Raw genomic sequence first — 24,427 nt, 5'->3', positions numbered from 1 at the left:
AGGCCTTCAGGCGGCTTCGCCGTTGAAGTCGTAGCGCACGTCGAGCTGGCGCGCCGCGCGGGTCTCGTCGAGACGACGCACAGGCAGATCCCAGGGTGCGCCCTTGACGTGTTCGATGTCGGTCTTGGCTTCTTCCCAAATGGATGCCATGGCCTCGACGAAGGCATCCAGCGCCTCGCGATCCTCGGTTTCGGTCGGCTCGATGAGCAGACACTCCGGCACCAGCAGCGGGAAGTAGACCGTCGGCGCGTGGAAGCCGTAGTCCAGCAGGCGCTTGGCCACATCCGAGGCCGTCAGCGTCAGCTCCTGCTTCTGGCGCTTCAGTGTGACGATGAACTCGTGGCTGGCACGACGACCGTCGAAGGCAAGGTCGAAGCCCTTTTCCTTCATCCGCGCCATCAGGTAATTAGCGTTCAGCGTGGCGAATTCCGCGACGCGCTCCATGCCTTCACGCCCCAGCAGGCGCGCATAGACATAGGCACGCAGCAGCACGCCAGCGTTGCCCATGAAGGTCGACAGGCGTCCGATTGACTGCGGCAGATCCTGCTCGTCCAGCCAGCGATAGCTGCCGTCATCGGCCTGGCCGACCACTGGGATGGGCATGAAAGGGGCCAGACGCTCCGACACTCCAACGGCACCCGCACCAGGCCCGCCACCGCCGTGCGGCGTCGAGAAGGTCTTGTGCAGATTCATGTGGATGACATCGAAGCCCATGTCACCTGGGCGGGTCTTACCAAGAATCGCGTTGAGGTTGGCGCCGTCGTAATACAGCAAGCCGCCGGCCTCGTGCACGAGATCAGCGATCTCCTTGATGCGACGCTCGAAGACGCCCAGCGTCGACGGGTTGGTCAGCATGATGCCGGCCGTCTGCGGACCCAGGGCTTCCTTCAGCGCCTCGAAGTCGACGTCGCCATCTTCCCGCGTCGGGATTTCGCGCACATTGAAGCCGAGCATGGTGGCGGTGGCCGGATTGGTCCCGTGCGCGGCGTCCGGCACGATGATCTCGGTCCGCCCCTCGTCGCCCCGTGCCTTGTGGTAAGCGCGGATCATGGCAACGCCGGTGAATTCGCCCTGTGCACCCGCCATGGGCGTCAGCGACACGGCGTGCATGCCGGTCACGTGGCGCAGCATGTCCTGCAGCTCGTGGAGGCAGGCCAGCACGCCCTGGGAACGGCTGACCGGCGCCAGCGGGTGCCGCATCAGAAAGCCCGGCAGCATGGCCAGCGTGTTACAGGCCCGCGGGTTGTACTTCATCGTGCACGAACCCAGCGGGTAGAAGTGGGTGTCGATCGAGAAGTTCTTCTGCGACAGCCGGGTGTAGTGACGCACCGTCTGCAGCTCGCCGGTCTGCGGCAAGCGCGGCGGACGCTGGCGCACCAGGCCCTCCGGCAGCGCGTTGCCTTCCACCGCCGCCGGCCACTGCGCCTTGGCGCCACGACCGTCACGGCTGTTCTCGAAGATCAATGGTTCAGTGCTCATAGATTGCGCCCCTCCTGATCGGGGAAATGGCCCTGCGGGCCTCAGGCTGCCTTGGCTCGGGCGAGGACGTCGCCGAGCGCTTGCTTGTAGCGCGCGATATCCGCATCGGTGCGGGTCTCCGTCGCGCAGACGAGCAAGGCGTTGCCCAATTCGGGATACATACCGGAAATGTCCAGACCGCCAACGATGCCTTCATCGCTGAGACGCTCCAGTACCGGACCGACCTTGCGGTCCAGGGTCAGCACGGTTTCGTGGAAGAAGGGTGCCGACAGCGCCGCCGTGACGCCCGGCAAGTCGGTCAGCGCGTCGCGCAGCTTGCGGGTGTTGGCCATGCTTGCGTTGGCCACGCGCGCCAGGCCTTCCGGCCCCAGCAGCGACATGTAGATCGTGGCCGCAGTGACCAGCAGACCCTGATTGGTGCAGATGTTCGAGGTCGCCTTGGAGCGCCGAATGTGCTGCTCGCGCGCCTGCAGAGTCAGGGTGTAGCCCGGCTTGCCGTCCAGATCGAGGGTCCGTCCGACAATGCGGCCGGGCATCTGACGGACATACTGCTTGGAGCAGCAGAGGAAACCGAAGTACGGACCGCCCGAAGACAGCGGCGCGCCCAGCGGCTGGCCCTCGCCGACGACGATATCCGCACCCTTGCTGCCCCACTCGGACGGTGGACGGTGGACGGCCAGCAGGGTCGGATTGACTACGGCAATGACCAGCGCGCCCTGGGCGTGCGCCCAGTCGGTGAGCGCATCCACGTCTTCCAGCGCACCGAAGAAATTGGGCTGACTGATGACCACGGCGGTGGGCGCCTCGACGCCGGCGCGCTCGGCTGCGTCCACGGGCGTGACCCCGCTGTCGGCGTCAAAGTCCATCTCGTGCAGCGTGACGCCCTGGGCGTGCGTCAGATTGGCCGCGACCTGGCGGTAGTACGGGTGCAGCGCGCGCGGCAACAGCACACGGCCGCTGGCCTTGCGGCCTACGCTGCGCACCGCCATCAGCAGCGCTTCGGCCAGTGAGGAGGCACCGTCATAGAGCGAGGCATTGGAGATTTCCATGCCGGTCAGCTCGCACATCATGGTCTGGAACTCGTACAACAACTGCAGCGTGCCCTGGCTCGCCTCCGCCTGATACGGCGTGTAGGCCGAGTAGTACTCGCCGCGCGTGGTGATCTCCCAGACGGCCGCCGGAATATGGTGCTCATAGGCACCGGCACCGATGAAGTTCAAGGCGATGCCGTCCGCCGCCGCCCGCTCATGCATGACGCGGGTGATCTCCATCTCCGGAGCGGAACTCGGGATGGCATCGAGCTTCTTGCAGCGCAAGTGCTCCGGGATTTCGTCAAACAGCGCATCCACACTGGGCGCGCCAATGACGCTGAGCATCTCTTGGATATCTTTTTCAGTATGAGGAACGAAAGGCATGGGGGCCTCCGGTCAAACGGATGGACACCGGGCACGGCTGTACCCGGCGAAGCGCGAGATCGGTCTAGCCGATTTCGGCGCTGTAGGCATCGGCGTCGAGCAGCGCCTCGGCCTCCGCGGCATCGCCGCTGAGGCGGAACAGCCAGCCTTCGCCGTAGGGATCGTCATTGAGCAGCTCGGGGGCATCGGCCAATTTGTCGTTGGCGGCGACCACGGTGCCGCTGACAGGGGCGTAGACGTCCGACGCCGCCTTGACGGACTCGACCACGGCGCAGGCTTCGCTCGCCTTGAGCGCGCGGTCGACCTCGGGCACTTCCACGAAAACGAGATCGCCCAGTTCAGCCTGCGCGTGATCGGTAATGCCCACGGTCATCGTGCCGTCGGATTCGACGCGCACCCACTCGTGGGATTTGGTGTAACGCAGATCGGCGGGTACGTTGCTCATTTCAGGCTCCGGGAAAGGGAATCAACGGGAAAAGGGACTTCAGGATCGGGACGCAGTGGGAATCTCAGACGCGGGGTTCGCCGTTGCGCACGAAGGGCGGCTTGACGACACGCACCGGCATCCAACGATCGCGGATGCAAACCTCGGCCTCGCCTTCGGCATGCGATTCGATCCGCGCCAGGGCAATGGAGGTACCCATGGTCGGCGAATGGCTACCCGAAGTGGTCTCGCCAGTGGCGCCGTTGGCAAAGCGCACCGCCATGTGGCTGCGCATCACGCCCCGGCCTTCCAGCACCAGGCCGACGAGACGCCGCTGCGGCTGCGCCTTCTCGACTGCATCGCGGCCGATGAAGTCACGATCCGCGGGGTCGAGGGCAACGGTCCAGGACAGATTCGCTTCACCGGGAAAGGTGTTCTCGTCCATGTCCTGGCCATAGAGATTCATCCCGGCCTCAAGACGCAGGGTGTCGCGAGCGCCCAGTCCGCAGGGCTCGACGCCCGCCTCGAGTGCCGCGCGCCACAGTGCCGGCGCATCGTCACGCGGCAGCACGATCTCGAAACCGTCTTCTCCGGTATAACCAGTCCGGCCGATAAAGATGTCACCTGATTCGGTACAGCGGAAAGGCTTGAGTACGGTGGCCGCCTCGGCCACCGCCGTGTCGACGATCTGCGGCAGGACTTCGGCAGCCTTGGGGCCCTGCAGCGCGACAATGGTGCGGTCGTTACGCAGATCAATACGGCAGTCACCGGTGCTGTTCTCGAGCATCCAATCAATGTCGGCCATTGCCGTGGCGGCATTGAGCACCAGGCGGTAGCGGCCGACCGCGCAGCGATAGACGATGAGATCGTCCTTGACGCCGCCGCGCGCGTTCAGCATGCAGCTGTACAGCGCGCGGCCGTCCTCGAGCTTGGCAACGTCGTTGGCGAGCAGGTAGCGCAGAAAGGCTTCGGCGCCGTTCCCGCTGATATCCACGGCTCGCATATGTCCCACGTCGAACATGCCGACTGCGCGGCGAACGGCGTGATGCTCCTCGACCTGGGACCGATATTGCACCGGCATTTCCCAACCGCCGAAGTCGATCAGGCGAGCGCCACTCTCGGCGTGCAGGGGATGAAGAATTGTCTTGTGGAGATGGGGCATGCGGCAACCGTTCGATGGCGTGAATGACGACCAACCCAATTCGGCTGATCTGCACGCCCCTCTGTCCGGTTACCTGAGAGTTTGGATCCGCTACGACCCTTCCCCTTCGGTGGACGCCATGGCAGCGTCGCTCTCCAGAGTGAATTGTGGCCCTTGTCGGGCCCTTCCGCGCTCCCTGATACCTGAGCGATTGCGGGCAGCTTGCGCCTTCGGTGGCCGGTGCGAAGACCGACGCTCTCGCGCGGAAGTGTCAATTCAGGGGCGGAGCATACCGCAAGACGCCGCGAATTTCGACCCGGCGTCCGCGCCGGGCTTCGACAACAGGTACTGCCTCCCTTGATGTTTCACGGGAGCAGCGTCCCCGTGGACAGGCTCTGGACGCCTCAAACCGAGCTACCACGGCCTCCGTATCATCTGCGTCCATGAACAAGACGTTGACACAACCTAAGGCTGAGCGACTTCACGTGTTCTACGACGGGGGTTGCCCGCTCTGCAGCCGCGAGATCCGCCACTACCAGCGGCTGACCACCGAGGAGACCATCCACTGGGTGGATATCCAGCGCGATCACGCAACCCTGAATCATTTCGGCCTGCGCCGGGAAGACGCCATGCGTCGCATGCACGCCTATCGCCCCGATGGCACGTGGCTCATCGGTGTCTACGCCTTCCTCGCCATCTGGCAGCAGATTCCCCGCTACCGCTGGGCGGCACGACTGCTCTGCGCGTTGCGTCTTGACCGCCCGCTCCAGCGTCTCTATTACCGGTGGGCAGATCGTCGTTTCGAGCGCCTCTGCCACAGCGGTCGGTGCAGGCTACCCGACGCTTGACGCGTTCGTAGACGGCCGCGCATCCAAGCCAAGCGCGCGCGCCACCAGCCACTGCCGGGCGACCGCACTGCGGTTGACCAAAGCCATGCCCGCGTCGCGCAGTTCGGCGAAGCCCTGACCCGCGGGGCCGAACAGCCGATACAGGCCATCGGTCACCGCAATCATGTCTTCCACCGCAGCCCGTCGGCGGCGGCTGTAGGCCTTCAGGGCCCGCACTAGCTGAGTGGGATGCTGATCCAGCGCCGCGTGCAAGGCGGCCACGTCCCCGAGGCCAAGATTCAAGCCCTGCCCCGCCAATGGGTGCACCACGTGCGCACTGTCACCGATGAGTGCCAGACGATCACCGAAATAGCGGGCGGCCTGGCCGGCACGCAACGGAAAGGCCGCGCGGGAACTCTCGACCGCGATATCGCCGAGGACACCCTGCATCGCCCGCGTGAGCTCAGACGCAAAACCGGCGTCATCCAGCGCCAGCAGCCGCTGCGCCTCTGGCGCATCAGCCGACCAGACAATGGAAGCGCGGTGCGCATCCAGTGGCAGCAGGGCCAGCGGACCAGTGGCGAGAAAGCGCTGCCAGGCTGTACGCCGCATGCCTTCCGCACAACGCACATTGGCCACGATGCCCTGCTGGTCGTAGTCCCAGCCATGCATGTCGATGCCTGCGGCTTCGCGCAGCACCGCGCTCGCACCTTCGGCGGATACCACCAGATCGGCGGTCACCAGATCGCCGTCGGCACAATCGATCTGGACGCCCGCGTCATGGAAGTGCACGCCCTGCGCGAAGGTCGGCAGGCATTCCAGGGCGGACCCCGCGCGATCGCGCAAGGCCTTCAGCAGACTGCCATGCCCCACGATATGCCCCAGCGCCGGCAGCGACTGCGGCGCATCCGCCAGGCTGAAATGCAGCCCATCGCGTGGCAGGCTGCCCCAGACCTGCATGTCGGTATAGCGACAGGCACCCTGTGATTCCACATCCAGACCAAGCGCCGACAGCAACGCCACCGAGGCCGGCGACAGCGCGTAGTAGCGGATCTCGTCCTCGGCGGGTGTATCCGGCTGGGGCGCGCCCACGAGCAGCGTGACGCGATGGCCCGCCGCAGCCAGTTGCAGTGCGCAGGCGGTGCCAGCGATTCCGCCGCCGACGACCGCGATGGCATGACGCGCGCCGTTGTGCGCTTCCGCGTGCTTCATGCCGCCTCTGCCTGCAGCCGCGCCAGGGCCTGCAATCCGAGATTCTGGAACATCACGCTGCGGTAGAGGGCCGGGGTGATGGCCAGACCACCCAGCCCCAGGTGGCGCAGACCACTGAGCACGGGCAGTTGATTCGAGAACAGGCGCACTAGTTGATCGGTGAATCGCGCCACGGCAGCCCGATCGTCGGCACGCAATGCCGCATAGCGTTGCAGTGCCTCGCTGCTGCCCGGATCCTCGATGCCCGCGGCGACGGCGGCCGCAGTGGCACAGTCGCGCAACCCCAGATTGAAGCCCTGTGCCGCCACCGGGTGCAGCGTCTGTGCGGCATTGCCCGCCAGCAGCAGGCGCGGCGCGATGACATCGCGGGCATAGACCCGGCGCAAAGGCCAGCGCATGCGCCGCCCGGCGTTGGACAAGGCGCCCAGGCGACGCCCGAAAGCACCCTGCAGAGCCGCGCAAAAGGCTTCATTGTCGAGCGCAGCGACCGCCTCGGTATGGCCATGCGGCTGCGTCCAAACCACGGTGCAGCGCTTCTCGCCGCGCGGCAGCACCGCAAGCGGACCCAGCGGCGTGAAGCGCTCCCAGGCGCAGTCGTCATGGCCGCGCTCCACGTCCACGGTCGTGACCAGTGCGGTCTGCGCGTAGTCGTGCGCCTCGATCGGGATCGCGCAGGCCTGGCGCAATGCCGAATGCGTGCCGTCACAGGCCATCACCAGGCGTGCCTGCAGCGACTGCCCATCGTCGAGCGTGAGCCGGACGTGACGATCCTCCGCCTGATGCCGCACCACGGTGGCGCGCCGCAGGGCGCAGTCCGTGCCCTCGAGCGCGGCCAGCAAGCCGCCGTGGATGGCGCGCAACGGGGTGTTGTAGCCCAAGGCCTCCAGGCCCGCCTCTTCCGCCGTGAACCGGACCGAGCCGGCCCTGCCGGCCTCACAGATCACCGTGCTGCGGATCGGCTGGGCCTCGGCCGCGATGCGCTGCCACACACCAAGGTCGCGCAGGATTGCAATGCTCGCCGCATTGAGTCCGATGCAACGCTCATCCCAGGCCGCTTCGGCGAGCCTGGGCGCCTCGGGTTCGATCAGCACCACAGTACGCCCGGCACGCAGCTGCGCCAGTGCCGCCGATGCACCCACCAGGCCACCGCCGACAACGGCAATATCCACACGATCCGGAGCGGTCATGCGCTGCGGTCCGCCATCAAGGCCTCGATGGCCGCACGCGCCTTCGGCACCGCCTGGGTCATGACCTCCGGTGCCGCATCGGTCACCAGTACATCGTCCTCAATACGGATGCCCATGCCGCGCCATTGCGCGGCCACGCTTTCGTCGTCCGGCTGCACGTACAGTCCCGGCTCCACTGTCGTGACCATGCCGGGCTGAAGCAGACGCGGCTGATCGTCGACACGGTAGCGGCCGACATCGTGTACATCCATGCCCAGCCAGTGTCCGGTGCCGTGCATGAAGAACCGACGCTGCGCGCCCCGCTCGATCAGGCCGTCCACCGCACCCTGGAGCCAGCCCAAATCGACCATGCCCTGCGTCAGCACGCGGGTGGCGGCGGTGTGCATGGCATCCACCGTCTCACTGCTGAGCGCCTTGTCGATGGCTGCCTGCTGCGCAGCAAGGACAATGTCGTAGACCGCAGCCTGCTCGGCGCTGAAGCGCCCGTTGGCAGGAAAGGTGCGCGTGATGTCGGCGGTGTAGCCGTGGTACTCACCACCGGCGTCGATCAGCACCAGATCGCCGTCGCGCAGCGTGGCGCGGTTTTCGATGTAGTGCAGCACACAGGCGTTGGCCCCGGCACCAACGATACTGCCGTAGCCAGGCTCCATGTCGTGTCGACCGAAGACGGCGTGGATCTCCGCCTGCAATTGCCACTCCGCCAGACCGGGGGCGGCGATCTGCATCGCCTTGCAGTGCGCCGCCGCGGACACCTCGGCTGCGAAGCGCATATGGGCGAGTTCGCGCTCGTCCTTGATCAGGCGCAGCTCGTGCAGGCTGGTATCCAGACCGAGGAAAGCCTCCGGTGCCCCGGGACCGCGCCGCGACTGTTCACGCATGCGCTGCACGCACTGGGTGACGCGTTGATCCAGCTCGGGGCGGTCGCCCAACTGCATATGCACGTGGCGGCGTCCGGCCAGCAGGGCGGGCAATTGCGCCTCGAAGGCATCCAGTGTGTAGGCGGCGTCGGCGCCGAATGTACTGCAGGCACCTTCTGTTCCGTAGCGGCGGCCGTCCCAGATTTCACGCTCGGCGTCGCGCGGACGCACAAAGAGCACGAAGGCGCCATCGCGACGGCCCGGAGCGAAGACGGCGATGGCGTCGGGCTCGGGAAATCCGGTCAGATACAGGAAATCGCTGTCCTGGCGAAAGGGAAAATGCACATCCCGGTTACGCGGCTGTTCGCGGTTGGCCGGCAGGATGGCAATGCCGTCCTCACCAATGATCCGGGCCAGCGCGGAGCGACGACGCGCGAAATCCTCGCGCGTCAGTGACGGTGGGGGTGCCTTCGAGGAAACGGGTGCGTTCATAGATTTCCGCTAGTGCATGCGCGCGCCGGCCGGGCTGGGCTTGCCGCGATGCTCGACATGAATCAGCTGGACCGCCACGCGCAGGTATTCAACGAGTTCCGAATAGGCCTCTTCTTCCACTTCCGTATCGTCATCGTGTTCGACGCTTGCCTGGGTGAAGTGTGTGATATCGCTGACGGCCTCGCGCACTTCCTCGGAACGCTTGTCTAGGTCCAGCGTGCCGGCGCTCGCCAAGCCAAACAGGAAGCCATCGCACCAGGCAGCCAGAGCCTCGGTGCGCTGCTTCAGGCTGACGGACTCGTCATCGGGCAGCAGCAAGCCGAACTCCGAGGTGCCTTCCGCCAGCGCCTTGGCGACGGTATCGCGCAGGGCGGCGAGCTGTGCCACGGCCTCCTGCGCGGCTTCGGAATCCAGCGTTGGCCGCTCTTCGGCCAGAACCGTCACGGGGTCAATCTGCGAGGCATCGCGTACGCACAGCGCCCCGCAAAGGGCACCCTGAAAGCGTGACGGCTCGGCGCTCAGACCGGCCGTCTTGAGTGCGGCGGCAATGTGATCGAAATCGGGGGTGTGCGCCATGGGCATCGTGCAACCGCGTTGCTTGGTCGGGTGAATGGTAAATCGCCCATCAGGTCAAGGACGACGCATATCGGCCATATCCTACAGAGGCATGGACCCTGCGGCCTACACTCCGGCATCCCGATGTGCCGACAAGCAACGTCGCCATCCGGGCCTACGTATGCGGATTCGTGAATCACATACTGACTGTGCGGTAGCTGCGGCTTATCCCCCGCCACGCTCGCCGCCCCCAAGCAACGGAGTGAGACGCATGAATAACTGGAAACGACATCTCTGCATCGCGATTGCCGTCCTCGGGCTGAGCGCCTGCGGCGGCGGTGGCGGTGGTGGCGGCGGCAACGGATCGCCGAACAACGATGGCTCGGACGGGTCGCAGCAACCTTCCGACGGTAGCGGCAGCGCGACGGTACGCGTGGAAGGCCCGCTGGACGCGGCACAGGAGCCGGTGTCGCAGCAGGTCTTTGGCCAGATCGCCGGCGGTACGGCCGGCACCCCGCTGGAGCCAGTCGTGCTCTGCGCCGACCAGGCCATCACCTTCGGCGCCCTCGATATCGGCGACGCCGTGCTGCTCGCGCTGCAGGATGGCGCCGCAAGCGGCGATCCGCAGTCCGCCCTCGAAGACGGTTCCATGAAGATCCAGGCGGCCGCCGAGCAGTTCGCCACCGATCTGCAGAATCTGCTGACCGCACTCGCCGAGCAGCAGTGCGCCAGTGCCGGTGGCGATGACGGCGGCAACGATGACGGCAATGGCGACGGCGGCAGCGCCGACAATCCGCTGGCCGGCACCCCGCTGGAGCCGCTGGGTGCCGCACTGACCCCGGTGCTCGCGCAGTTCCCGGGCGGCGGTGGTGACGGCGGCAACGGCGAGACCGCCGACCTGCAGGCCCTTTCCGACTTCTACAGCGCGCTCAACCAGGCGCTGCAGGATGGCCTCAGCCAGGTACCGCCAGAAGCCAAGGAGGCCCCCGTCCTCGGCGGCATCTTCAGCACCCTGAGCACCACGCTGAATGATCTGGATGCCCTGCTCTTCGCCGTCTCGATCTTCGATAGCGCCGACTCCACCGCGCAGGTACAGAACACCGTCAACAACCTGCTGGACAATGTCCTCACCCAGGTCGTGCCGGTGGCCTTCATCGAAATGCAGGCCGGCATGGAAGGCGAGTTCACCAGTCAGATCGAGGGCGGTGTGGATCAGCTCACCGATCCGCTGAGCAATCTGCAGGCCCTCTTCGATCCGCTGTTCAACGATGTCTTCAGTGACGCCCTGCAACCGCTCATCGACCCCATCGGCAATCAGGTCCTGCCGGCCGTTCTCGGCCCGCTGACCGAGGCCATCGCCGGCGGTGGCGGCGGCGGCGGTGACGGTGGCCCCACCGGCACCCCGCTCGATGCCGTCCTGGCACCCCTCGCCGACCTGCTCGGCGGCAGTGGCAGCGGCACCGGCACGCCGCTGGATGGCCTGCTGTCGACCCTCACCGGCCTGCTCGGTGGTGGTGGCAGCGATCCAGCGGCGCTGATTCAGGACATCCTGGCGCAACTGCAGGATGCCGCGCCGGCCTGATAGCGTGTGTTCGTGCATCACCACAACATGGACCCGCTTCGGCGGGTCCATTGCGTTGGAACCCTGAGCGTCCACTGAACGTGTCTGGTTGATGGCAGTGGTTATTGCCAGAGGTATCGCACAACACAAGAACGATTCAGGGCAGCCCATGCCCGTTTCTGGATCGTGAGATTTGCCGGTAATAGGAGGTAGGCAACCATGATGAGATCCATCACCCCCCTCGTCTTTCTTTCCGTCACTGCACTTGGCCTGAGCGCGTGCAGCGGCGGCGGTAGCAACGCAGGCAGTGAAACGGCCGGCGACAGCGCACCCAGCGAGAACACCGCGCGTGCCGAACGCGTGGAAGGCCCGCTGGACGCGGCGCAGGAGCCGGTATCGCAGCAGGTCTTTGGCCAGATCGCCGGCGGTACGGCCGGCACCCCGCTGGAGCCAGTCGTGCTCTGCGCCGACCAGGCCATCACCTTCGGCGCCCTCGATATCGGCGACGCCGTGCTGCTCGCGCTGCAGGATGGCGCCGCAAGCGGCGATCCGCAGTCCGCCCTCGAAGACGGTTCCATGAAGATCCAGGCGGCCGCCGAGCAGTTCGCCACCGATCTGCAGAATCTGCTGACCGCACTCGCCGAGCAGCAGTGCGCCAGTGCCGGTGGCGATGACGGCGGCAACGATGACGGCAATGGCGACGGCGGCAGCGCCGACAATCCGCTGGCCGGCACCCCGCTGGAGCCGCTGGGTGCCGCACTGACCCCGGTGCTCGCGCAGTTCCCGGGCGGCGGTGGTGACGGCGGCAACGGCGAGACCGCCGACCTGCAGGCCCTTTCCGACTTCTACAGCGCGCTCAACCAGGCGCTGCAGGATGGCCTCAGCCAGGTACCGCCAGAAGCCAAGGAGGCCCCCGTCCTCGGCGGCATCTTCAGCACCCTGAGCACCACGCTGAATGATCTGGATGCCCTGCTCTTCGCCGTCTCGATCTTCGATAGCGCCGACTCCACCGCGCAGGTACAGAACACCGTCAACAACCTGCTGGACAATGTCCTCACCCAGGTCGTGCCGGTGGCCTTCATCGAAATGCAGGCCGGCATGGAAGGCGAGTTCACCAGTCAGATCGAGGGCGGTGTGGATCAGCTCACCGATCCGCTGAGCAATCTGCAGGCCCTCTTCGATCCGCTGTTCAACGATGTCTTCAGTGACGCCCTGCAACCGCTCATCGACCCCATCGGCAATCAGGTCCTGCCGGCCGTTCTCGGCCCGCTGACCGAGGCCATCGCCGGCGGTGGCGGCGGCGGCGGTGACGGTGGCCCCACCGGCACCCCGCTCGATGCCGTCCTGGCACCCCTCGCCGACCTGCTCGGCGGTAGTGGCGGCGGTGGTGGTGGCACCACGGTCGAGCTGCCGCTGATCGTGGCCACCATCGAGGTCGCCATCGGCGGCGAGAGCGACCCGGCCGCGGCCATCCAGGACATCCTGTCCCAGTTGCAGGAGGGTGCGCCCGCCTAAGCAGCCTTGCACCGCCGTACGTTGTCCATGGGCCCGCCTTCGCGGGCCCATGCTTTTTGGGCCACCTTGGAACATCGTGCGAATCGCCTGCGAAGCGCGCGCAGATCGCCGAAGATAGGGGCATGACGAGCTTGCCGCCGCTGACTGATCTGCTCCGCCAACTGATCGCCACGCCTTCCGTGTCCAGCGATCATCCGCGACACGACATGGGCAACCTGCCCGTTGTCAGCCTGATGGCCAACTGGCTGGAAGGCCTGGGCTTCTCCTGCGAGGTGCTGCCACTTCCCAGCCACCCCGAGAAAGCCAATCTGATCGCCACGCTGGGCAGCGGCCCGGGCGGACTGGTTCTGGCGGGACACACCGATACCGTGCCCTACGACGACAGCGGCTGGGACGCGGACCCCTTCACCCTCAGCGAACGCGATCAGCAGTGGTACGGGCTGGGCGTCTGCGACATGAAGGGCTTTCTGGCGCTGGCAGTGGAAGCCGCCAGCCTCTGCCAGGGCGAACGCCTGCAGGCCCCCTTGATTCTTCTGGCCACCGCGGACGAGGAATCCGGCATGGATGGCGCACGCGCACTGGTCGAAGCCGGCAAGCCGAAGGCGCGTCATGCCGTCATCGGCGAACCGACCAACCTGCGGCCGGTGCGTCTGCACAAGGGCATCTTGATGGACTCGCTGCATGTGCATGGTCACGCCGGACACTCTTCACGTCCCGATCTGGGCGCCAACGCCATTCGCGGCATGCATCAGGTGCTGGGCGCGCTCATGACGCACGAGACGGCGCTGGCACAGCACCGCTGCGGCCGCGGCTTTGCCATTGACCACCCCACCATGAATCTCGGATGCATCGAAGGCGGGGACTCGGCCAACCGCATCCCCGCGCACTGCCGGCTGGACGTGGATATGCGCTTCGGCCCCGATGACGACATCGCAGACCTGCGTGCCGGCCTGCGCGAAGCCGCGCGCAAGGGCTTGACCGAAGCCGGCTGCAGGCTGGAAGCGCAGACGCTGTTCGAAGGCATCCCCGCCTTCGAGACCGCCGCCACCACGGCCATCGTCGAGGCCTGCGAAGCCTTGACGGGCCATCGCGCCGAGGCGGTAGATTTCGCCACCGAGGGTCCCTTTCTCAATCAGCTTGGCATGGACACCGTCATCCTCGGTCCGGGCGATATCGCCGTGGCCCATCAACCCAATGAATCCCTGCCGCTGGATCGCATCGCCCCCACGCGGGAACTGCTGCGCGGTCTGATCCAGCGCTTCTGTCTCACCGCCTGACCGTGCGCTGTGATTGCGCTTTGGGCGCACACCCGTAGACTCAGGCAGCGCTCCCGACCTGGCCGCTCGCATGACACCGCTCCGTTGCACTGCCCTCCTCGCCTCCCTGTTGCTTACCGCCTGCGGCGGTAGTGGATCGCCACAGGCGGCGCAGGGGCCTCAGCTCGTGGTGCACGACCGCGCCGCCCCCGAGGGCGCGCCCAATGACAGGTCGCGCGCGGACTTCGCGGTGGCGTTGTCGCAACCCCTATCGCGGGATGTGCAACTCGTCTGGCGCACCGAAGCCGACACCGCCGAAGCGGACAGCGACTTCGAAGCCGCCGAAGGGGTGCTGACGATTCCGGCGGGCCAGACCGAGGGGCTGATTTCGGTCGCGCTGATCGGAGACGATCTTGAGGAAGACGACGAGCAATTCCGCTTACTGCTGGCCAGCAAGCAAGTCGCACTGCACCGCGATCACGCAACGGGCACCATCGCCAACGACGACAGCGCCTGCCTGCCCGCCCTGCCCGGCGCCGAGAACCCCTGGTTGGACCGACGGCCGATCAGCTTCGCGCATCGCGGCGGTGTCATCGAATTCCCCGAGAACACCCTGTTCGCCTATCACCGCGCGGAGGCCGTGGGTTCCGACGTCCTGGAAATGGATGTCTACCAGACATCCGACGGCGCTCTGGTCGTGTTGCACGATCTCACCGTCGACCGCACCACGAACGGCAGTGGCAATGTCGGTGATTTCACCCTCGCCGAGTTGAAGGCACTGGATGCGGCCTACTGGTTCGTGCCCGGCGAGGGCACGACGCGCGACGCCGCCGAGGAGGCCTACGTCTACCGCGGCATCGCCACCGGCGAGCGCGCGCCGCCGGCGGGCTTCACCGCCAACGACTTCCGCATCCCCACACTGGAGGAGGCCCTGGCGCGCTTCCCCCATGCCCTGCTCAATATCGAACTCAAACCCGATCTCGACGGCACCGGCAGCTACGAGGGGCAGATGGCGCGACTGCTGCAGGCTTACGGCCGCGACGACGATGTCATGGTCGCCTCCTTCGACGACAGCGCCTCGGCTCTGTTCGAATTGCAGAACGGCTGTGCCTCGACCGCCGTTCCGCTGGCACAGGCAGCGGCGGTGGTCCTCGCCTCCAAGGGACCGCTACCGATGCTGCCACCGCCCGGCCACCAGGCCTTTCAGGTGCCGATCGATACCAGTAGCGTGTCGCAGATTCCCGAGCAGCTCCAGATCGAGGTGGTGACAGATGACTTCATCGCCGATGCCCACAATGCCGGCCTGGCGGTGCATGTCTGGACCATCGACGACTGCCCGACCATGGTGGATCTGCTGCATCACGGCGTCGACGGCATCATGACCGACCGCCCCCTGCGCTTGGCACAGGTGCTGGCACAACCCGAGGGCGAGTGGAACTGCGACGGGGTCGACTAGCAAGCGCCCTCGCAGGGCGCGCGCGCCAGTGCGCTGCGGACCGCTAGAATCCGAGCATGGCCAAGGACGAACCCACCCTTTCCTTCGTATCGGCGCTGCGCGCCGCGGCACCCTATGTGCATGCGCATCGGGGCCGGGTCTTCGTCGTCTGCTTCGGGGGCGAAGCCGCCACCGCCGACGATTTCGACGCGCTGATCTACGACATCGCCCTGCTGCACAGCCTCGGCGTGCGCCTGGTCCTGGTCCACGGCGCGCGGCCACAGATCCACGAAGAGATCCAACGCAGTGGTTTGACGCCGCGCATCAGCGGCAATCTGCGCGTGACCGATCGCCCGACGCTGGACTGCGTCATGCGCGCGGTGGGCGCGCTGCGTACGGCCATCGAGGCACGGCTGTCCACCAGTCTGGCCAGCACCCCCATGGGCGGTGCACGGCTGCGCACGGCGGGCGGCAACTGGGTCACGGCACGCCCCGTGGGTGTGCGTGATGGCGTCGATTTCGAGCATACCGGCGAGGTGCGCCGCATCCACGCCGGCACCATGCACCAGGCACTGGATGCGCGCCAGATCGTGCTGCTGTCGCCGCTGGGTTATTCGCCCACCGGCGAGGTGTTCAATCTGCGCGCCGAGGATGTGGCAACGGCCGCGGCCGCCGCGCTGGGTGCGGACAAGCTGGTCTTCGTGACGCCGAGCGAACCCCGCCACTGGCCATTGGCCGAACACGCCGGTGACGCGGGGCAGATTCCCGCCAGCCAGGCCGCCCAGGTCCTTGCCGACAGTGGCGAAGACCTGGGCGCGCTCGATGCGGACTACATCCACTGTGCGGTGGAGGCCTGCCAGGCCGGCGTCGCTCGCGTGCACCTCATCGGCCATGCCGAGGATGGCGCCCTGCTGCGCGAGCTCTACACCCGTGACGGCGCTGGACTGTTCGTGCACGCCGACGATGCCTACGAGACCACGCGGCCTGCGACTATCGACGATATCGGTGGCATTCTCGCGCTGATCACGCCCCTGGAAAGCGCCGGCGCGCTGGTGCCGCGCTCGCGCGAGCAGCTCGAGCTCGAAATCGATCACTTCACGGTGACCACCCGCGACGGTCTGGTCATCGCCTGCGCTGCCCTGCTGCCGCTGGGGGATTCAAGCGCGGCGGAACTCGCCTGCGTGGCCGTGCACGCCGACTACCGCGGCGCCGGACGCGCCGAGGCGCTATTGCGCCAGGCCGAAGGACGCGCGCGCCGCGCCGGCATCACCGAGCTGTTCGCGCTCACCACCCATACGCCGCACTGGTTCATCGAACACGGCTTCACGCGCAGCAGTCCGGACGCCCTGCCGGTGACCCGGCGCGAGCTGTACAACTATCAACGCAATTCCCTGGTTCTGAACAAAAGGCTTTCCGCATGAGCAAGGATGCCGCCGCCACGCTGGTGGAGCGCTCGCTAGCCCACGTCTGGCACCCCTGCACGCAGATGAAGGACCACGAGTGGCTGCCGCTGGTACCGATCACGCGCGGCGAGGGTGCATGGCTCTACGGCCCCGACGACAAGCGCTATTTCGACGCCGTCAGCGCCTGGTGGACCAACCTGTTCGGACACCGCCACCCGCATATCGTGTCGCGCCTGAAGGAGCAGCTCGACACGCTCGATCACGTCATGCTCGCCGGCTTCACGCATCCGCCCGTGGTGGAGCTGTCGGAGCGCCTGGCGCGCATCACACCCGGCGATCTGTCGCGCTGCATGTATACCGACAATGGCTCAAGCGCGGTGGAAGTCGCGCTGAAGATGTCGCATCACTACTGGGTCAACAGCGGCAAGCCGGAAAAGACACGCTTCATCGCCCTCTCCGGCAGCTATCACGGCGAGACGCTCGGCGCCCTGGCGGTGAGCAGCACCGGGCTGTATCGCGATGCCTACAAGCAGCTGCTGCTCGAACCCATTGTCGTGCGCGGACCGGATTGCGGCATTCTCGAACCGGGCGGACGTCCGCCCGGCCGCTCCTGGGAGGATCACGCGCGCTTGCGCTTCAAGGAGATGGAGCGCACCCTGGAGCAATACGCCGACACTACGGCGGCCGTCATCGTGGAACCATTGATCCAGTGCGCCAGCGGCATGCGCATGTGGCCGCCGATCTACCTCAAGCTGCTCAGCGAGGCCTGCAAGCGCCATGGGGTCCATCTCATCGCGGACGAAATTGCCGTGGGCTTCTGCCGTACCGGCAAGCTGTTCGCCTGCGAGTGGGCCGATGTGACGCCCGACTTCATGTGCCTGTCCAAGGGACTCACCGGCGGCTCCCTGCCACTGGCCGTGTGCCTGACCAACGACCACATCTATCAGGCCTTCTACGACGACTACGCCAGCGGCAAGGCCTTCCTGCATTCGCACAGCTATACCGGCAACCCCATCACCTGCACCGCCGCGCTGGCCACGCTCGACATCCTGGAACAGCGCGACTGGCCGGCCCATGTACGCAACCTCGGACAGCGGCTCTACGGTGCCCTCTCCGAGCTCTCGCGCCATCCCCATGTTGCCGATATCCGCCAGCAAGGATTGGTGGTGGCGGTCGACCTTGCGCAGGACGGCCCGGCGGCAAAGCCCTATGCCGCTGGCGAGCGTCGCGGGCTACGTGTCTATCAGCACGGCCTCACCCGTGGTGCCTTGCTACGACCGCTGGGCAATACGGTCTACTTCATGCCGCCCTATGTCACCACGCCGGAAGAAATCGACTGGCTGGCCGAAGTCGCCATCGAGGGCATTCACTCCGCCACGGCCGACTGAGCCTTCGTCGCGCGCTCGGCGTCAGCCGGGCTGGCAGCGGCACTCACCTCACTGACGGCCAGGGTGACCATATCGAGGATGGCCGCGTGCAGCGGAGTCTTGTTGAGATAGCTCAACACGCCGGGCAAGGTCAGGAAGGTGTCGCCGAGACCGATGAAGGCATCGACACTGGCGGAAAAGCGGCTCGCCTCGCCGCGCACGGCATTGCTGTGCACCACCCGCCCGGTCGCGACATCCAGCACGCGCAGGTCCATGGCCAGTGACGAGGTTCCGCGACGCAGCCAGACCACGGTGAAGCTGTCGTTGCCGACGGGAATGGGCACCGGAAAGGCCGCGCCGCCCCCTGGTTCGAAGGCGGTGATGGCGGCGGCTACCACCAGGTCGGCGCCTTCCAGGCTGTCGTTGACCTGTACCGTCTCACCCTGCTGCGCGCGGCGCAGGCGTTCCTGCGTGAGTTCATCCAGCCCGTCACGCTCCAGCACGGTAAAGGCCCCGGTATTGAGCAGGCCAGTGACCAGCAGGTCACGAACCCCGGCCAGGAACTGCTCCGGCGCGGCGTGATGCTGGCCGGTGACCAGTCCCGCCTCCAGCGCGGAAAATTGCCCAACGCGGGTGTTGTCGCGGAGGCCGGCCACCACCACCCTCGGCCGCGCCTCCGCCGGCAAGGCGCTCAGCGTCTCGATGGCCTCGCGCCCGGTCTGGGTCAGTTCGATGCGCTGGGTCGCACAGGCGGACAGCCCACCCACAACGACCAGCAGCAGCGCGGCGCGCCAGTAGCGCCGGCTACTAGATCTTGGTCTCGACAATGTGGCGAACGGCGGTATCGATGGCGTTGCGCAAGGCCTGTTCCATCGGGGTCCGGTTGTAGGCACCAAGCCCGATGGGAAGGTCCCCACGTGCGAAGAAGATGCCGACCTGATTCGACTTGGAAGTCGCCTCCACCGTGGTGGCGTTGACCACGCGCCCGGTGGTGACGTCGACGATGCGCAGGTTCATCGTGATACAGGCCGTACCCGTGCCGGCAAGCAGGATCGACACCCCCTTGCAATCCGGCTCGAAGGCAACCACCGCGCCTCGGATCAAGAGCTCAGCACCCTCGAACTGCCCGACCTCGGCGGCGGTGTCGGCGCGAAATTCGGCCGAGGACTGCAGGCGTTGCTCAGCGCGCACCTCATCCAGTCGCGCCCGTTCCAGCACGATGAAGCGGCCGCTGTTGAACAGGGCGTCGGTCAGAAAGTCCGCCATGGCCGAGCCCACATCCGGGCCCGCGCGCATGTCGAAGCGGCTGACCGCGATGCGGCGCTTTTCGCCATCCACCGGCGCCTGTTGCGCTTCGGTAATGGTGGGCGCGCTGCTGGAGGAACTGACCACCTGGGCGCTCGACCCGGCGCAGCCGGCGAGCAGGAACACGAAGAGAACACTGAAAACGGCATAGATGCGGTGCATGAAGACCTTCCTGACGAGCGAGCCACTGTCGCGGGGGAACACTCGATATAGCGCGACGGCAATGAACGGTGCATGAAACCATACAGACAACAGGGGCCTGTCTTGGTGCCACGCTAGACTGCATCCATGTCTCGAATCTATCTGGCCCAGGCGCGCGAGGAAGGCGACACCGTCGCACTCGAGGATGCCGCGTTCCGTCACGTCGCCCGCGTGCTGCGCATGCGGGTGGGCGACCGGCTCACCGTATTCAACGGACAAGGCAGCGAGTTCGCCGCGCGCATCACGCAGATGGAGCGCCATGCCGCCCATGTCCAGCTCGAGGCGCGGCGCGAAGCCAACACCGAGTCACCGCTGCATAGCAGCCTGCTGCAGGCCGTGGGCAAGGGCGAGCGCATGGACTGGGCCCTGCAGAAGGCGACCGAGCTCGGCATCAGTGCCATCCAGCCCGTGTTGACGGCGCGCTGCAACGTCAAGCTGGATGCCGAGCGCTGGGCCAAGAAGCAGGCGCACTGGCAAGGTGTGCTGATTGCCGCCTGCGAGCAATCCGGGCGACTGCGCATTCCGGAGCTACGGCCCGTGGCCAAGCTCGACGACATACTCGATGCGTGTACGGCCACACTGCGCCTGGTACTGGCGCCACAATCCGGACGTGCGCCCATCGAAGCCGTCTCCACCGTCGACTCCGTCGCCCTGCTGGTCGGGCCGGAGGGCGGTCTGAACGACGAGGAAATCCGACGCGCCGAGGCGTCCGGCTTCCAGAGTTGGCAGATCGGGCCGCGCACCTTGCGCACGGAAACTGCGCCGATGGTGGCGCTCGCGCTGCTGCAGCAACGCTTCGGAGACTACGGACCGCCCTCGGATTCGGGCTCAGCCACGGTTCGCCAGAGAAACTGAGCCGCGGCCTGCAACGCACCGGTGACGGTCAGATAGGTCGTGGTGTGTCCGCGCAGCTCCATGCGGTAGAGCTCCACCTTCACGCCTTGGTCGCCGAGCGCCTGAGTCATGGCCTCCGCCTGGGCGATGGGAACTTCGGCGTCGCGCGTGCCGTGGAACAGGAAGAAGGGCGGCGCCTCCGCATGCAGGCGATGTACGGGGGAGGCCATGCGCCGGGCGGCTGCGCTGCCATTGGGCAGCAAGGCGCGTAGCCCCGGGGTGTCCTCGAAGGTGGTCAGATCCATGGGGGCGCCGCCGGCCACCACCGCGCGGATGGCGGGCAGCATGGCGTCCCTGGGCAGCCCGGGGAGCGGAGAGGGCGCGTTCTGTGCCAGCGCCAGCAGCGCGGCCAGATGCCCGCCGCTTTCAAAACCGAGCAGACCGACGCGCTGCATGTCGAGGCGGTGCGTGCGCGCGTTGCGCACCATCCATCGCATCCCCGCATGGAGGTCGGCCAGCACCTGGTCCAGACCACCCTGCGCCGCCGGCCGATGCTCGATGGCGACCACCGCGAAGCCGCGCTGGGCAAGATACTCAGCGACAAAGCGCATGTCCGTGGCGTCGCCGTCGTTCCATTCTCCGCCCGGGATCGCCACGATGGTTGGATACGGGCCAAGGGTGACGGGCGTGTAAAGGTAGGCGTGCAGTACCGGGGTACGGTCGGCCGGCGTGATGCGCTCCGGATCATGCACGCGAAAGCGCGTCTCCGGCATGGGCGTGGCCTGCGTGGGGGCATTGACGTGCTGGGCGCAGGCGCTCAGCAGTCCAGCCAGCATGAGCATCAACACCCGGTGCAGCGGCATGGCGGCGTCCCTTCCCGGCAGGAGTCTAGGCAGCATGCAGGGCATAGTCGGCGACCAGACCGATGAGCACAAGCAGTCCGAAGTAGTGACTTTCCAGGAAGGCCTGCAGGCAACGTGTGGCTTCGCGCTCACGAATCAGCCATTGCACGCGGACGGCCGCGACACTCGCCGCTATCAGACCGAGGGCGAAGGGCCAATGCAAGTCGGCGTACACGCCGACCGCAGCCAGCAGCAGCACACTCAGCGCCTGCAGCGCGGCGGTGATCACACGGTCCCAGCGGCCAAACAGGATGGCTGAGGAGCGGACACCGATGCGCAGATCCTCTTCCCGGTCCGCCATGGCGTAGTACGTGTCGTAGGCCAGCGTCCAGCAGATGCTGGCGGCCATCAGCAACCCGCACAGCCCCCAGTCGACGCTACCGGTCACCGCGGTCTGCGCCATCGGGATGCCCCAGGCAAAGGCAATGCCAAGATGCGCCTGCGGCAGATGATGGAAGCGCTTGGCGAAGGGGTAGCTGGCAGCGAGCAGCGCTGCAGGGATGGCCAGCAGCACGGTCGCGCGATTGGTCATCATCACCAACCCAAGGGCGAGCAGGCAAAGGCCGACAAAGAGGCGTAGCGCTTCCGAAGTACGCACGCGGCCGGCGGCAAGTGGGCGCTGCGCGGTACGCGCCACGTGCGGGTCGATATGGCGGTCGGCAATGTCGTTGATCACGCAGCCGGCGGAGCGCATGACCACGGTGCCAGCGACGAAGATCAACAGCAGATGCAGCGGAGGCAGCCCTTCCGCGGCCATCCACAGTGACCAGCACACCGGCCACAGCAGCAGCCAGATGCCCACCGGCTTGTGCAGCCGCATCAGCTCGACATAGGCGCGCAAGGTGTCCACGAAGCTCCTGGGGAGTGGCTGGTTCGGATGGGTGCGTGCGACGCCGACCGCGCCTCGGGGCGCAGGTCGCCCGGGTACGGACGCGTGTCGCGCCGTCAGTGTATGCGCAGCGCCGCGCCGGTTGCAGCCGACGTGGACTCAAACCTGGCCATAGCGCTGCACATCGCCCACCCACCGCGTCACCAGGGTCTGAACCAGTGTCTGCTCGGCATCGTCCGCCAGCATCGCCTCGGCCAGCGTGATCATTTCGGGTAGCAGGTCGGCATCGCGCACCGGATCCGCCACCTTCAGGCCAACCACGCCAGTCTGCCGACGACCCAGCAGCTCGCCCGGTCCACGCAGCGCCAGATCCTTTTCGGCAATGTCGAAGCCGGAATGCGTGCGTCGCATGACGTCCAAGCGCTCGCGCGCAGCCTCGCCCAGCGGCGGCTGATACATCAGAAGACACTGGCTTTCGGTGTGACCACGCCCCACCCGGCCGCGCAGCTGATGCAACTGGGACAAACCAAGGCGCTCGGCATTCTCGATCACCATGATCGAGGCGTTGGGGACGTCGACACCGACCTCGATGACGGTCGTCGCCACCAGCACCTGCAGTTCCCCCGCCTTGAAGGCGCGCATGACCGCCTGCTTGTCATTGGCCTTCATCCGGCCATGCGCCAAGCCAATGCGCACCTCGGGCAGACTGGACTGCAGCAGCTCGGCGGCCTCTTCGGCGGCCTGTGCCGCAAGCTGCTCGCTGTCCTCGATCAGGGTGCAGACCCAGTAGGCCTGCCGCCCGTGCGCCAGCGCCTCGCGCAGCCGCTCGACCACCGCCTCACGCCGGGTGTTGGAGACAGCTGCGGTGACCACCGGCGTCCGCCCCGGTGGCAGTTCGTCGATGACCGATAGATCGAGATCGGCATAGGCGGTCTGCGCCAGTGTGCGTGGGATGGGGGTCGCGGTCATCACGAGCTGATGCGGGCGGCAGTCCGCTGCTGCCTTGTCGCGCAGCGCGAGGCGCTGGCGCACGCCGAAACGGTGCTGCTCGTCGACAACGACCAGGCCGAGGGCGTGAAAGGCAGTATCGGACTGGAACAGGGCGTGCGTTCCCACCGCCACCTGCACGCGGCCGCTGGCCAGACGGGCCTGGCTGTCGGTGCGCTCGGTCTTGTTTTGCCGGCCGGTGAGCAGCACGACATCGACGCCCAGCGGCGCCAGCCAGTCCGACAATGTGCGTGCGTGCTGCTCGGCCAGCAGTTCGGTGGGCGCCATCATGGCCGACTGCCAACCGGCACGGGCGGCGGCCAGCATGGCCGCAGCCGCGACCACGGTCTTGCCGGAACCGACATCGCCCTGCACCAGCCGCAGCATGGGCTGCGCCGAGGCGAGATCCTCGCCGATCTCGTCGATGACGCGCTGCTGGGCACCGGTCAGCGCGAAGCCGAGGTGCTCGGCCAGCACGACGCGTGCCTGCCGCACCCCTTCGATGGCGGGCGCGCGAAACTGGCGGGCACGCTGCTTGACCATGCGCAGGCTGAGCTGGTGCGCCAGCAGCTCTTCCCGGGCCAGGTGACGCTGCGCCGGATGCTGTCCGGCCTCCATGGCAGCCGCCTCGTCAGCGTTGCGCGGTTGATGCAGGCATCGCAGCGCTTCCAGGGTCGGTGGCGCGGCCAGTGCGGACGGGGACTGCGTCCAGCGCGGATCCGTGTCGGCGCAGGCCAGCGCCTTGTCCACCAGCGCGCGGATACGCGCCTGCGTGATGCCCGCCGTCAACGGGTAGACCGGCGCCAATACCCCCTCGGCACGGACCGCCTCGATGGCGGGAAAGAGGCGGTACTCGGGATGCACCATTTCCCATCCCGCCGGGGTCGCCCGCGCCGTGCCGAAGACGCGGACACCCGAACCCGGCTGGAAGCCGCTCGTCTGCGCATTGCGGAAATGAAAGAAGCGCAGCAGCAGCGTGTGGCCTTCCACGTCCTCGCAGTGCACGCGCAGCTGCCGACGCGGGCCCGACCGGGTATCTGCGTCGAGCACGCGCAGCGCCACCTGCGCCGTGGCGTTGTGCCGCAGCATGGCCACGCGCTGCAGCCGGCTGCGATCCTCGTAGCGCAGCGGCAGGTGCAGCACCAGATCGGCGATGCGCTCGATGCCAAGGCCGGCCAGCTTGTCTGCCAACGCCTTGCCGACGCCTGGCAGCTCGACGACTGCGGCGTCGAGCGTGATCACG

21 protein-coding genes and 2 riboswitches are annotated in these 24,427 nt (G+C 66.9%); of the genes, 8 read left to right on the top strand and 13 right to left on the bottom strand.

All coding sequences use genetic code 11. The annotated features are described in order from the left end of the window. Positions 1-6 precede the first annotated feature (6 nt). The 4 genes from gcvPB to gcvT form a co-directional block, all read right to left on the bottom strand. Entirely contained in the window at positions 7-1,479 is a 1,473-nt protein-coding gene (gene gcvPB, locus ACOOFO_RS04800; protein WP_420428518.1) for an aminomethyl-transferring glycine dehydrogenase subunit GcvPB, read from the bottom strand. 41 nt (positions 1,480-1,520) lie between these two features. After that, a complete protein-coding gene (gene gcvPA, locus ACOOFO_RS04795; protein ID WP_420428517.1) occupies positions 1,521-2,894 on the bottom strand; it encodes an aminomethyl-transferring glycine dehydrogenase subunit GcvPA in 1,374 nt (457 codons plus the stop codon). 64 nt (positions 2,895-2,958) lie between these two features. Then, the gene (gcvH, locus tag ACOOFO_RS04790) at positions 2,959-3,339 is read right to left on the bottom strand and encodes a glycine cleavage system protein GcvH (protein ID WP_420428516.1); all 381 of its coding nucleotides are present in this window, start codon (positions 3,337-3,339) and stop codon (positions 2,959-2,961) included. A gap of 64 nt (positions 3,340-3,403) precedes the next feature. Further along, complete coding sequence (gene gcvT / locus ACOOFO_RS04785) at positions 3,404-4,480, bottom strand: glycine cleavage system aminomethyltransferase GcvT (protein ID WP_420428515.1); 1,077 nt, start codon at positions 4,478-4,480, stop codon at positions 3,404-3,406. Positions 4,481-4,531: 51 nt separating this feature from the next. Continuing rightward, positions 4,532-4,628: riboswitch (glycine riboswitch) on the bottom strand. 11 nt (positions 4,629-4,639) lie between these two features. After that, a riboswitch (glycine riboswitch) is annotated at positions 4,640-4,732 on the bottom strand. A 170-nt stretch (positions 4,733-4,902) separates the two neighbouring features. Here gcvT and ACOOFO_RS04780 point away from each other — a divergent pair. Next, the gene (locus ACOOFO_RS04780) at positions 4,903-5,307 is read left to right on the top strand and encodes a thiol-disulfide oxidoreductase DCC family protein (RefSeq protein ID WP_420428514.1); all 405 of its coding nucleotides are present in this window, start codon (positions 4,903-4,905) and stop codon (positions 5,305-5,307) included. Here ACOOFO_RS04780 and ACOOFO_RS04775 read toward each other — a convergent pair. The 4 genes from ACOOFO_RS04775 to ACOOFO_RS04760 are packed head-to-tail and all read right to left on the bottom strand — an operon-like array spanning position 5,293 to position 9,610. Further along, positions 5,293-6,498 (bottom strand): FAD-dependent oxidoreductase, encoded by a 1,206-nt coding sequence (locus ACOOFO_RS04775; RefSeq protein WP_420428513.1) that lies wholly within the window; start codon positions 6,496-6,498, stop codon positions 5,293-5,295. The two genes, ACOOFO_RS04780 and ACOOFO_RS04775, sit on opposite strands and share 15 nt — an antisense overlap. Beyond that, on the bottom strand, positions 6,495-7,685 hold the full coding sequence (locus ACOOFO_RS04770) for an FAD-dependent monooxygenase (RefSeq protein WP_420428512.1): 1,191 nt from the start codon (positions 7,683-7,685) through the stop codon (positions 6,495-6,497). Before ACOOFO_RS04770 ends, ACOOFO_RS04775 begins: the two co-directional genes overlap by 4 nt. Further along, entirely contained in the window at positions 7,682-9,034 is a 1,353-nt protein-coding gene (locus tag ACOOFO_RS04765; protein WP_420428511.1) for an aminopeptidase P N-terminal domain-containing protein, read from the bottom strand. The genes ACOOFO_RS04770 and ACOOFO_RS04765 overlap by 4 nt, the downstream gene beginning before the upstream one ends. Positions 9,035-9,043: 9 nt before the next feature. Then, positions 9,044-9,610: a UPF0149 family protein gene (locus ACOOFO_RS04760; protein WP_420428510.1), complete on the bottom strand. Its 567-nt coding sequence runs from the start codon at positions 9,608-9,610 to the stop codon at positions 9,044-9,046. 250 nt (positions 9,611-9,860) lie between these two features. Here ACOOFO_RS04760 and ACOOFO_RS04755 point away from each other — a divergent pair, with 250 nt between their 5' ends. The 6 genes from ACOOFO_RS04755 to bioA all read left to right on the top strand — a co-directional run bounded on the left by ACOOFO_RS04755 (position 9,861) and on the right by bioA (position 18,147). Beyond that, complete coding sequence (locus ACOOFO_RS04755; RefSeq protein ID WP_420428509.1) at positions 9,861-11,171, top strand: hypothetical protein; 1,311 nt, start codon at positions 9,861-9,863, stop codon at positions 11,169-11,171. A 198-nt stretch (positions 11,172-11,369) separates the two neighbouring features. Then, complete coding sequence (locus ACOOFO_RS04750; protein ID WP_420428508.1) at positions 11,370-12,665, top strand: hypothetical protein; 1,296 nt, start codon at positions 11,370-11,372, stop codon at positions 12,663-12,665. Positions 12,666-12,787: 122 nt separating this feature from the next. Next, positions 12,788-13,942 carry an acetylornithine deacetylase gene (gene argE / locus ACOOFO_RS04745; RefSeq protein WP_420428507.1) on the top strand — a complete coding sequence of 385 codons (1,155 nt, stop codon included), beginning with the start codon at positions 12,788-12,790 and terminating at the stop codon, positions 13,940-13,942. A 70-nt stretch (positions 13,943-14,012) separates the two neighbouring features. After that, positions 14,013-15,377 (top strand): glycerophosphodiester phosphodiesterase family protein, encoded by a 1,365-nt coding sequence (locus ACOOFO_RS04740; protein WP_420428506.1) that lies wholly within the window; start codon positions 14,013-14,015, stop codon positions 15,375-15,377. Between the two features lie 56 nt (positions 15,378-15,433). Further along, positions 15,434-16,777 carry an amino-acid N-acetyltransferase gene (gene argA, locus ACOOFO_RS04735; protein ID WP_420428505.1) on the top strand — a complete coding sequence of 448 codons (1,344 nt, stop codon included), beginning with the start codon at positions 15,434-15,436 and terminating at the stop codon, positions 16,775-16,777. Further along, on the top strand, positions 16,774-18,147 hold the full coding sequence (gene bioA, locus ACOOFO_RS04730; protein ID WP_420428504.1) for an adenosylmethionine--8-amino-7-oxononanoate transaminase: 1,374 nt from the start codon (positions 16,774-16,776) through the stop codon (positions 18,145-18,147). Before argA ends, bioA begins: the two co-directional genes overlap by 4 nt. Here bioA and ACOOFO_RS04725 read toward each other — a convergent pair. Both ACOOFO_RS04725 and ACOOFO_RS04720 read right to left on the bottom strand, forming a co-directional pair. Then, positions 18,126-18,953: a CsgG/HfaB family protein gene (locus ACOOFO_RS04725; protein WP_420428503.1), complete on the bottom strand. Its 828-nt coding sequence runs from the start codon at positions 18,951-18,953 to the stop codon at positions 18,126-18,128. The two genes, bioA and ACOOFO_RS04725, sit on opposite strands and share 22 nt — an antisense overlap. Next, on the bottom strand, positions 18,934-19,593 hold the full coding sequence (locus ACOOFO_RS04720; protein WP_420428502.1) for a CsgG/HfaB family protein: 660 nt from the start codon (positions 19,591-19,593) through the stop codon (positions 18,934-18,936). Before ACOOFO_RS04720 ends, ACOOFO_RS04725 begins: the two co-directional genes overlap by 20 nt. Before the next feature lie 126 nt (positions 19,594-19,719). On the opposite strand from ACOOFO_RS04720, the gene ACOOFO_RS04715 reads away from it, so the two are divergent. After that, on the top strand, positions 19,720-20,487 hold the full coding sequence (locus ACOOFO_RS04715; protein ID WP_420428501.1) for a 16S rRNA (uracil(1498)-N(3))-methyltransferase: 768 nt from the start codon (positions 19,720-19,722) through the stop codon (positions 20,485-20,487). On the opposite strand, the gene ACOOFO_RS04710 is transcribed toward ACOOFO_RS04715, so the two are convergent. The 3 genes from ACOOFO_RS04710 to recG form a co-directional block, all read right to left on the bottom strand. Then, entirely contained in the window at positions 20,436-21,329 is an 894-nt protein-coding gene (locus ACOOFO_RS04710) for an alpha/beta hydrolase family protein (protein ID WP_420428500.1), read from the bottom strand. The genes ACOOFO_RS04715 and ACOOFO_RS04710 overlap by 52 nt on opposite strands. Positions 21,330-21,354: 25 nt before the next feature. After that, complete coding sequence (ubiA, locus tag ACOOFO_RS04705; RefSeq protein WP_420428499.1) at positions 21,355-22,218, bottom strand: 4-hydroxybenzoate octaprenyltransferase; 864 nt, start codon at positions 22,216-22,218, stop codon at positions 21,355-21,357. Between the two features lie 138 nt (positions 22,219-22,356). Continuing rightward, entirely contained in the window at positions 22,357-24,426 is a 2,070-nt protein-coding gene (recG, locus tag ACOOFO_RS04700) for an ATP-dependent DNA helicase RecG (RefSeq protein WP_420428498.1), read from the bottom strand. Position 24,427 lies beyond the last annotated feature (1 nt).

Source organism: Algiphilus sp., assembly GCF_965216485.1.
Taxonomy (GTDB): domain Bacteria; phylum Pseudomonadota; class Gammaproteobacteria; order Nevskiales; family Nevskiaceae; genus Algiphilus.
The sequence above is the reverse complement of the archived record's forward strand: the minus strand, read 5'-3'. Positions and strand labels throughout refer to the sequence as shown.

Coding starts and splice junctions, on each gene's coding strand:
- gcvPB (WP_420428518.1), bottom strand. CDS start 1,479: ATGAGCACTGAACCATTGATCTTCGAGAACAGCCGTGACGGTCGTGGC.
- gcvPA (WP_420428517.1), bottom strand. CDS start 2,894: ATGCCTTTCGTTCCTCATACTGAAAAAGATATCCAAGAGATGCTCAGC.
- gcvH (WP_420428516.1), bottom strand. CDS start 3,339: ATGAGCAACGTACCCGCCGATCTGCGTTACACCAAATCCCACGAGTGG.
- gcvT (WP_420428515.1), bottom strand. CDS start 4,480: ATGCCCCATCTCCACAAGACAATTCTTCATCCCCTGCACGCCGAGAGT.
- ACOOFO_RS04780 (WP_420428514.1), top strand. CDS start 4,903: ATGAACAAGACGTTGACACAACCTAAGGCTGAGCGACTTCACGTGTTC.
- ACOOFO_RS04775 (WP_420428513.1), bottom strand. CDS start 6,498: ATGAAGCACGCGGAAGCGCACAACGGCGCGCGTCATGCCATCGCGGTC.
- ACOOFO_RS04770 (WP_420428512.1), bottom strand. CDS start 7,685: ATGACCGCTCCGGATCGTGTGGATATTGCCGTTGTCGGCGGTGGCCTG.
- ACOOFO_RS04765 (WP_420428511.1), bottom strand. CDS start 9,034: ATGAACGCACCCGTTTCCTCGAAGGCACCCCCACCGTCACTGACGCGC.
- ACOOFO_RS04760 (WP_420428510.1), bottom strand. CDS start 9,610: ATGGCGCACACCCCCGATTTCGATCACATTGCCGCCGCACTCAAGACG.
- ACOOFO_RS04755 (WP_420428509.1), top strand. CDS start 9,861: ATGAATAACTGGAAACGACATCTCTGCATCGCGATTGCCGTCCTCGGG.
- ACOOFO_RS04750 (WP_420428508.1), top strand. CDS start 11,370: ATGATGAGATCCATCACCCCCCTCGTCTTTCTTTCCGTCACTGCACTT.
- argE (WP_420428507.1), top strand. CDS start 12,788: ATGACGAGCTTGCCGCCGCTGACTGATCTGCTCCGCCAACTGATCGCC.
- ACOOFO_RS04740 (WP_420428506.1), top strand. CDS start 14,013: ATGACACCGCTCCGTTGCACTGCCCTCCTCGCCTCCCTGTTGCTTACC.
- argA (WP_420428505.1), top strand. CDS start 15,434: ATGGCCAAGGACGAACCCACCCTTTCCTTCGTATCGGCGCTGCGCGCC.
- bioA (WP_420428504.1), top strand. CDS start 16,774: ATGAGCAAGGATGCCGCCGCCACGCTGGTGGAGCGCTCGCTAGCCCAC.
- ACOOFO_RS04720 (WP_420428502.1), bottom strand. CDS start 19,593: ATGCACCGCATCTATGCCGTTTTCAGTGTTCTCTTCGTGTTCCTGCTC.
- ACOOFO_RS04715 (WP_420428501.1), top strand. CDS start 19,720: ATGTCTCGAATCTATCTGGCCCAGGCGCGCGAGGAAGGCGACACCGTC.
- ACOOFO_RS04710 (WP_420428500.1), bottom strand. CDS start 21,329: ATGCCGCTGCACCGGGTGTTGATGCTCATGCTGGCTGGACTGCTGAGC.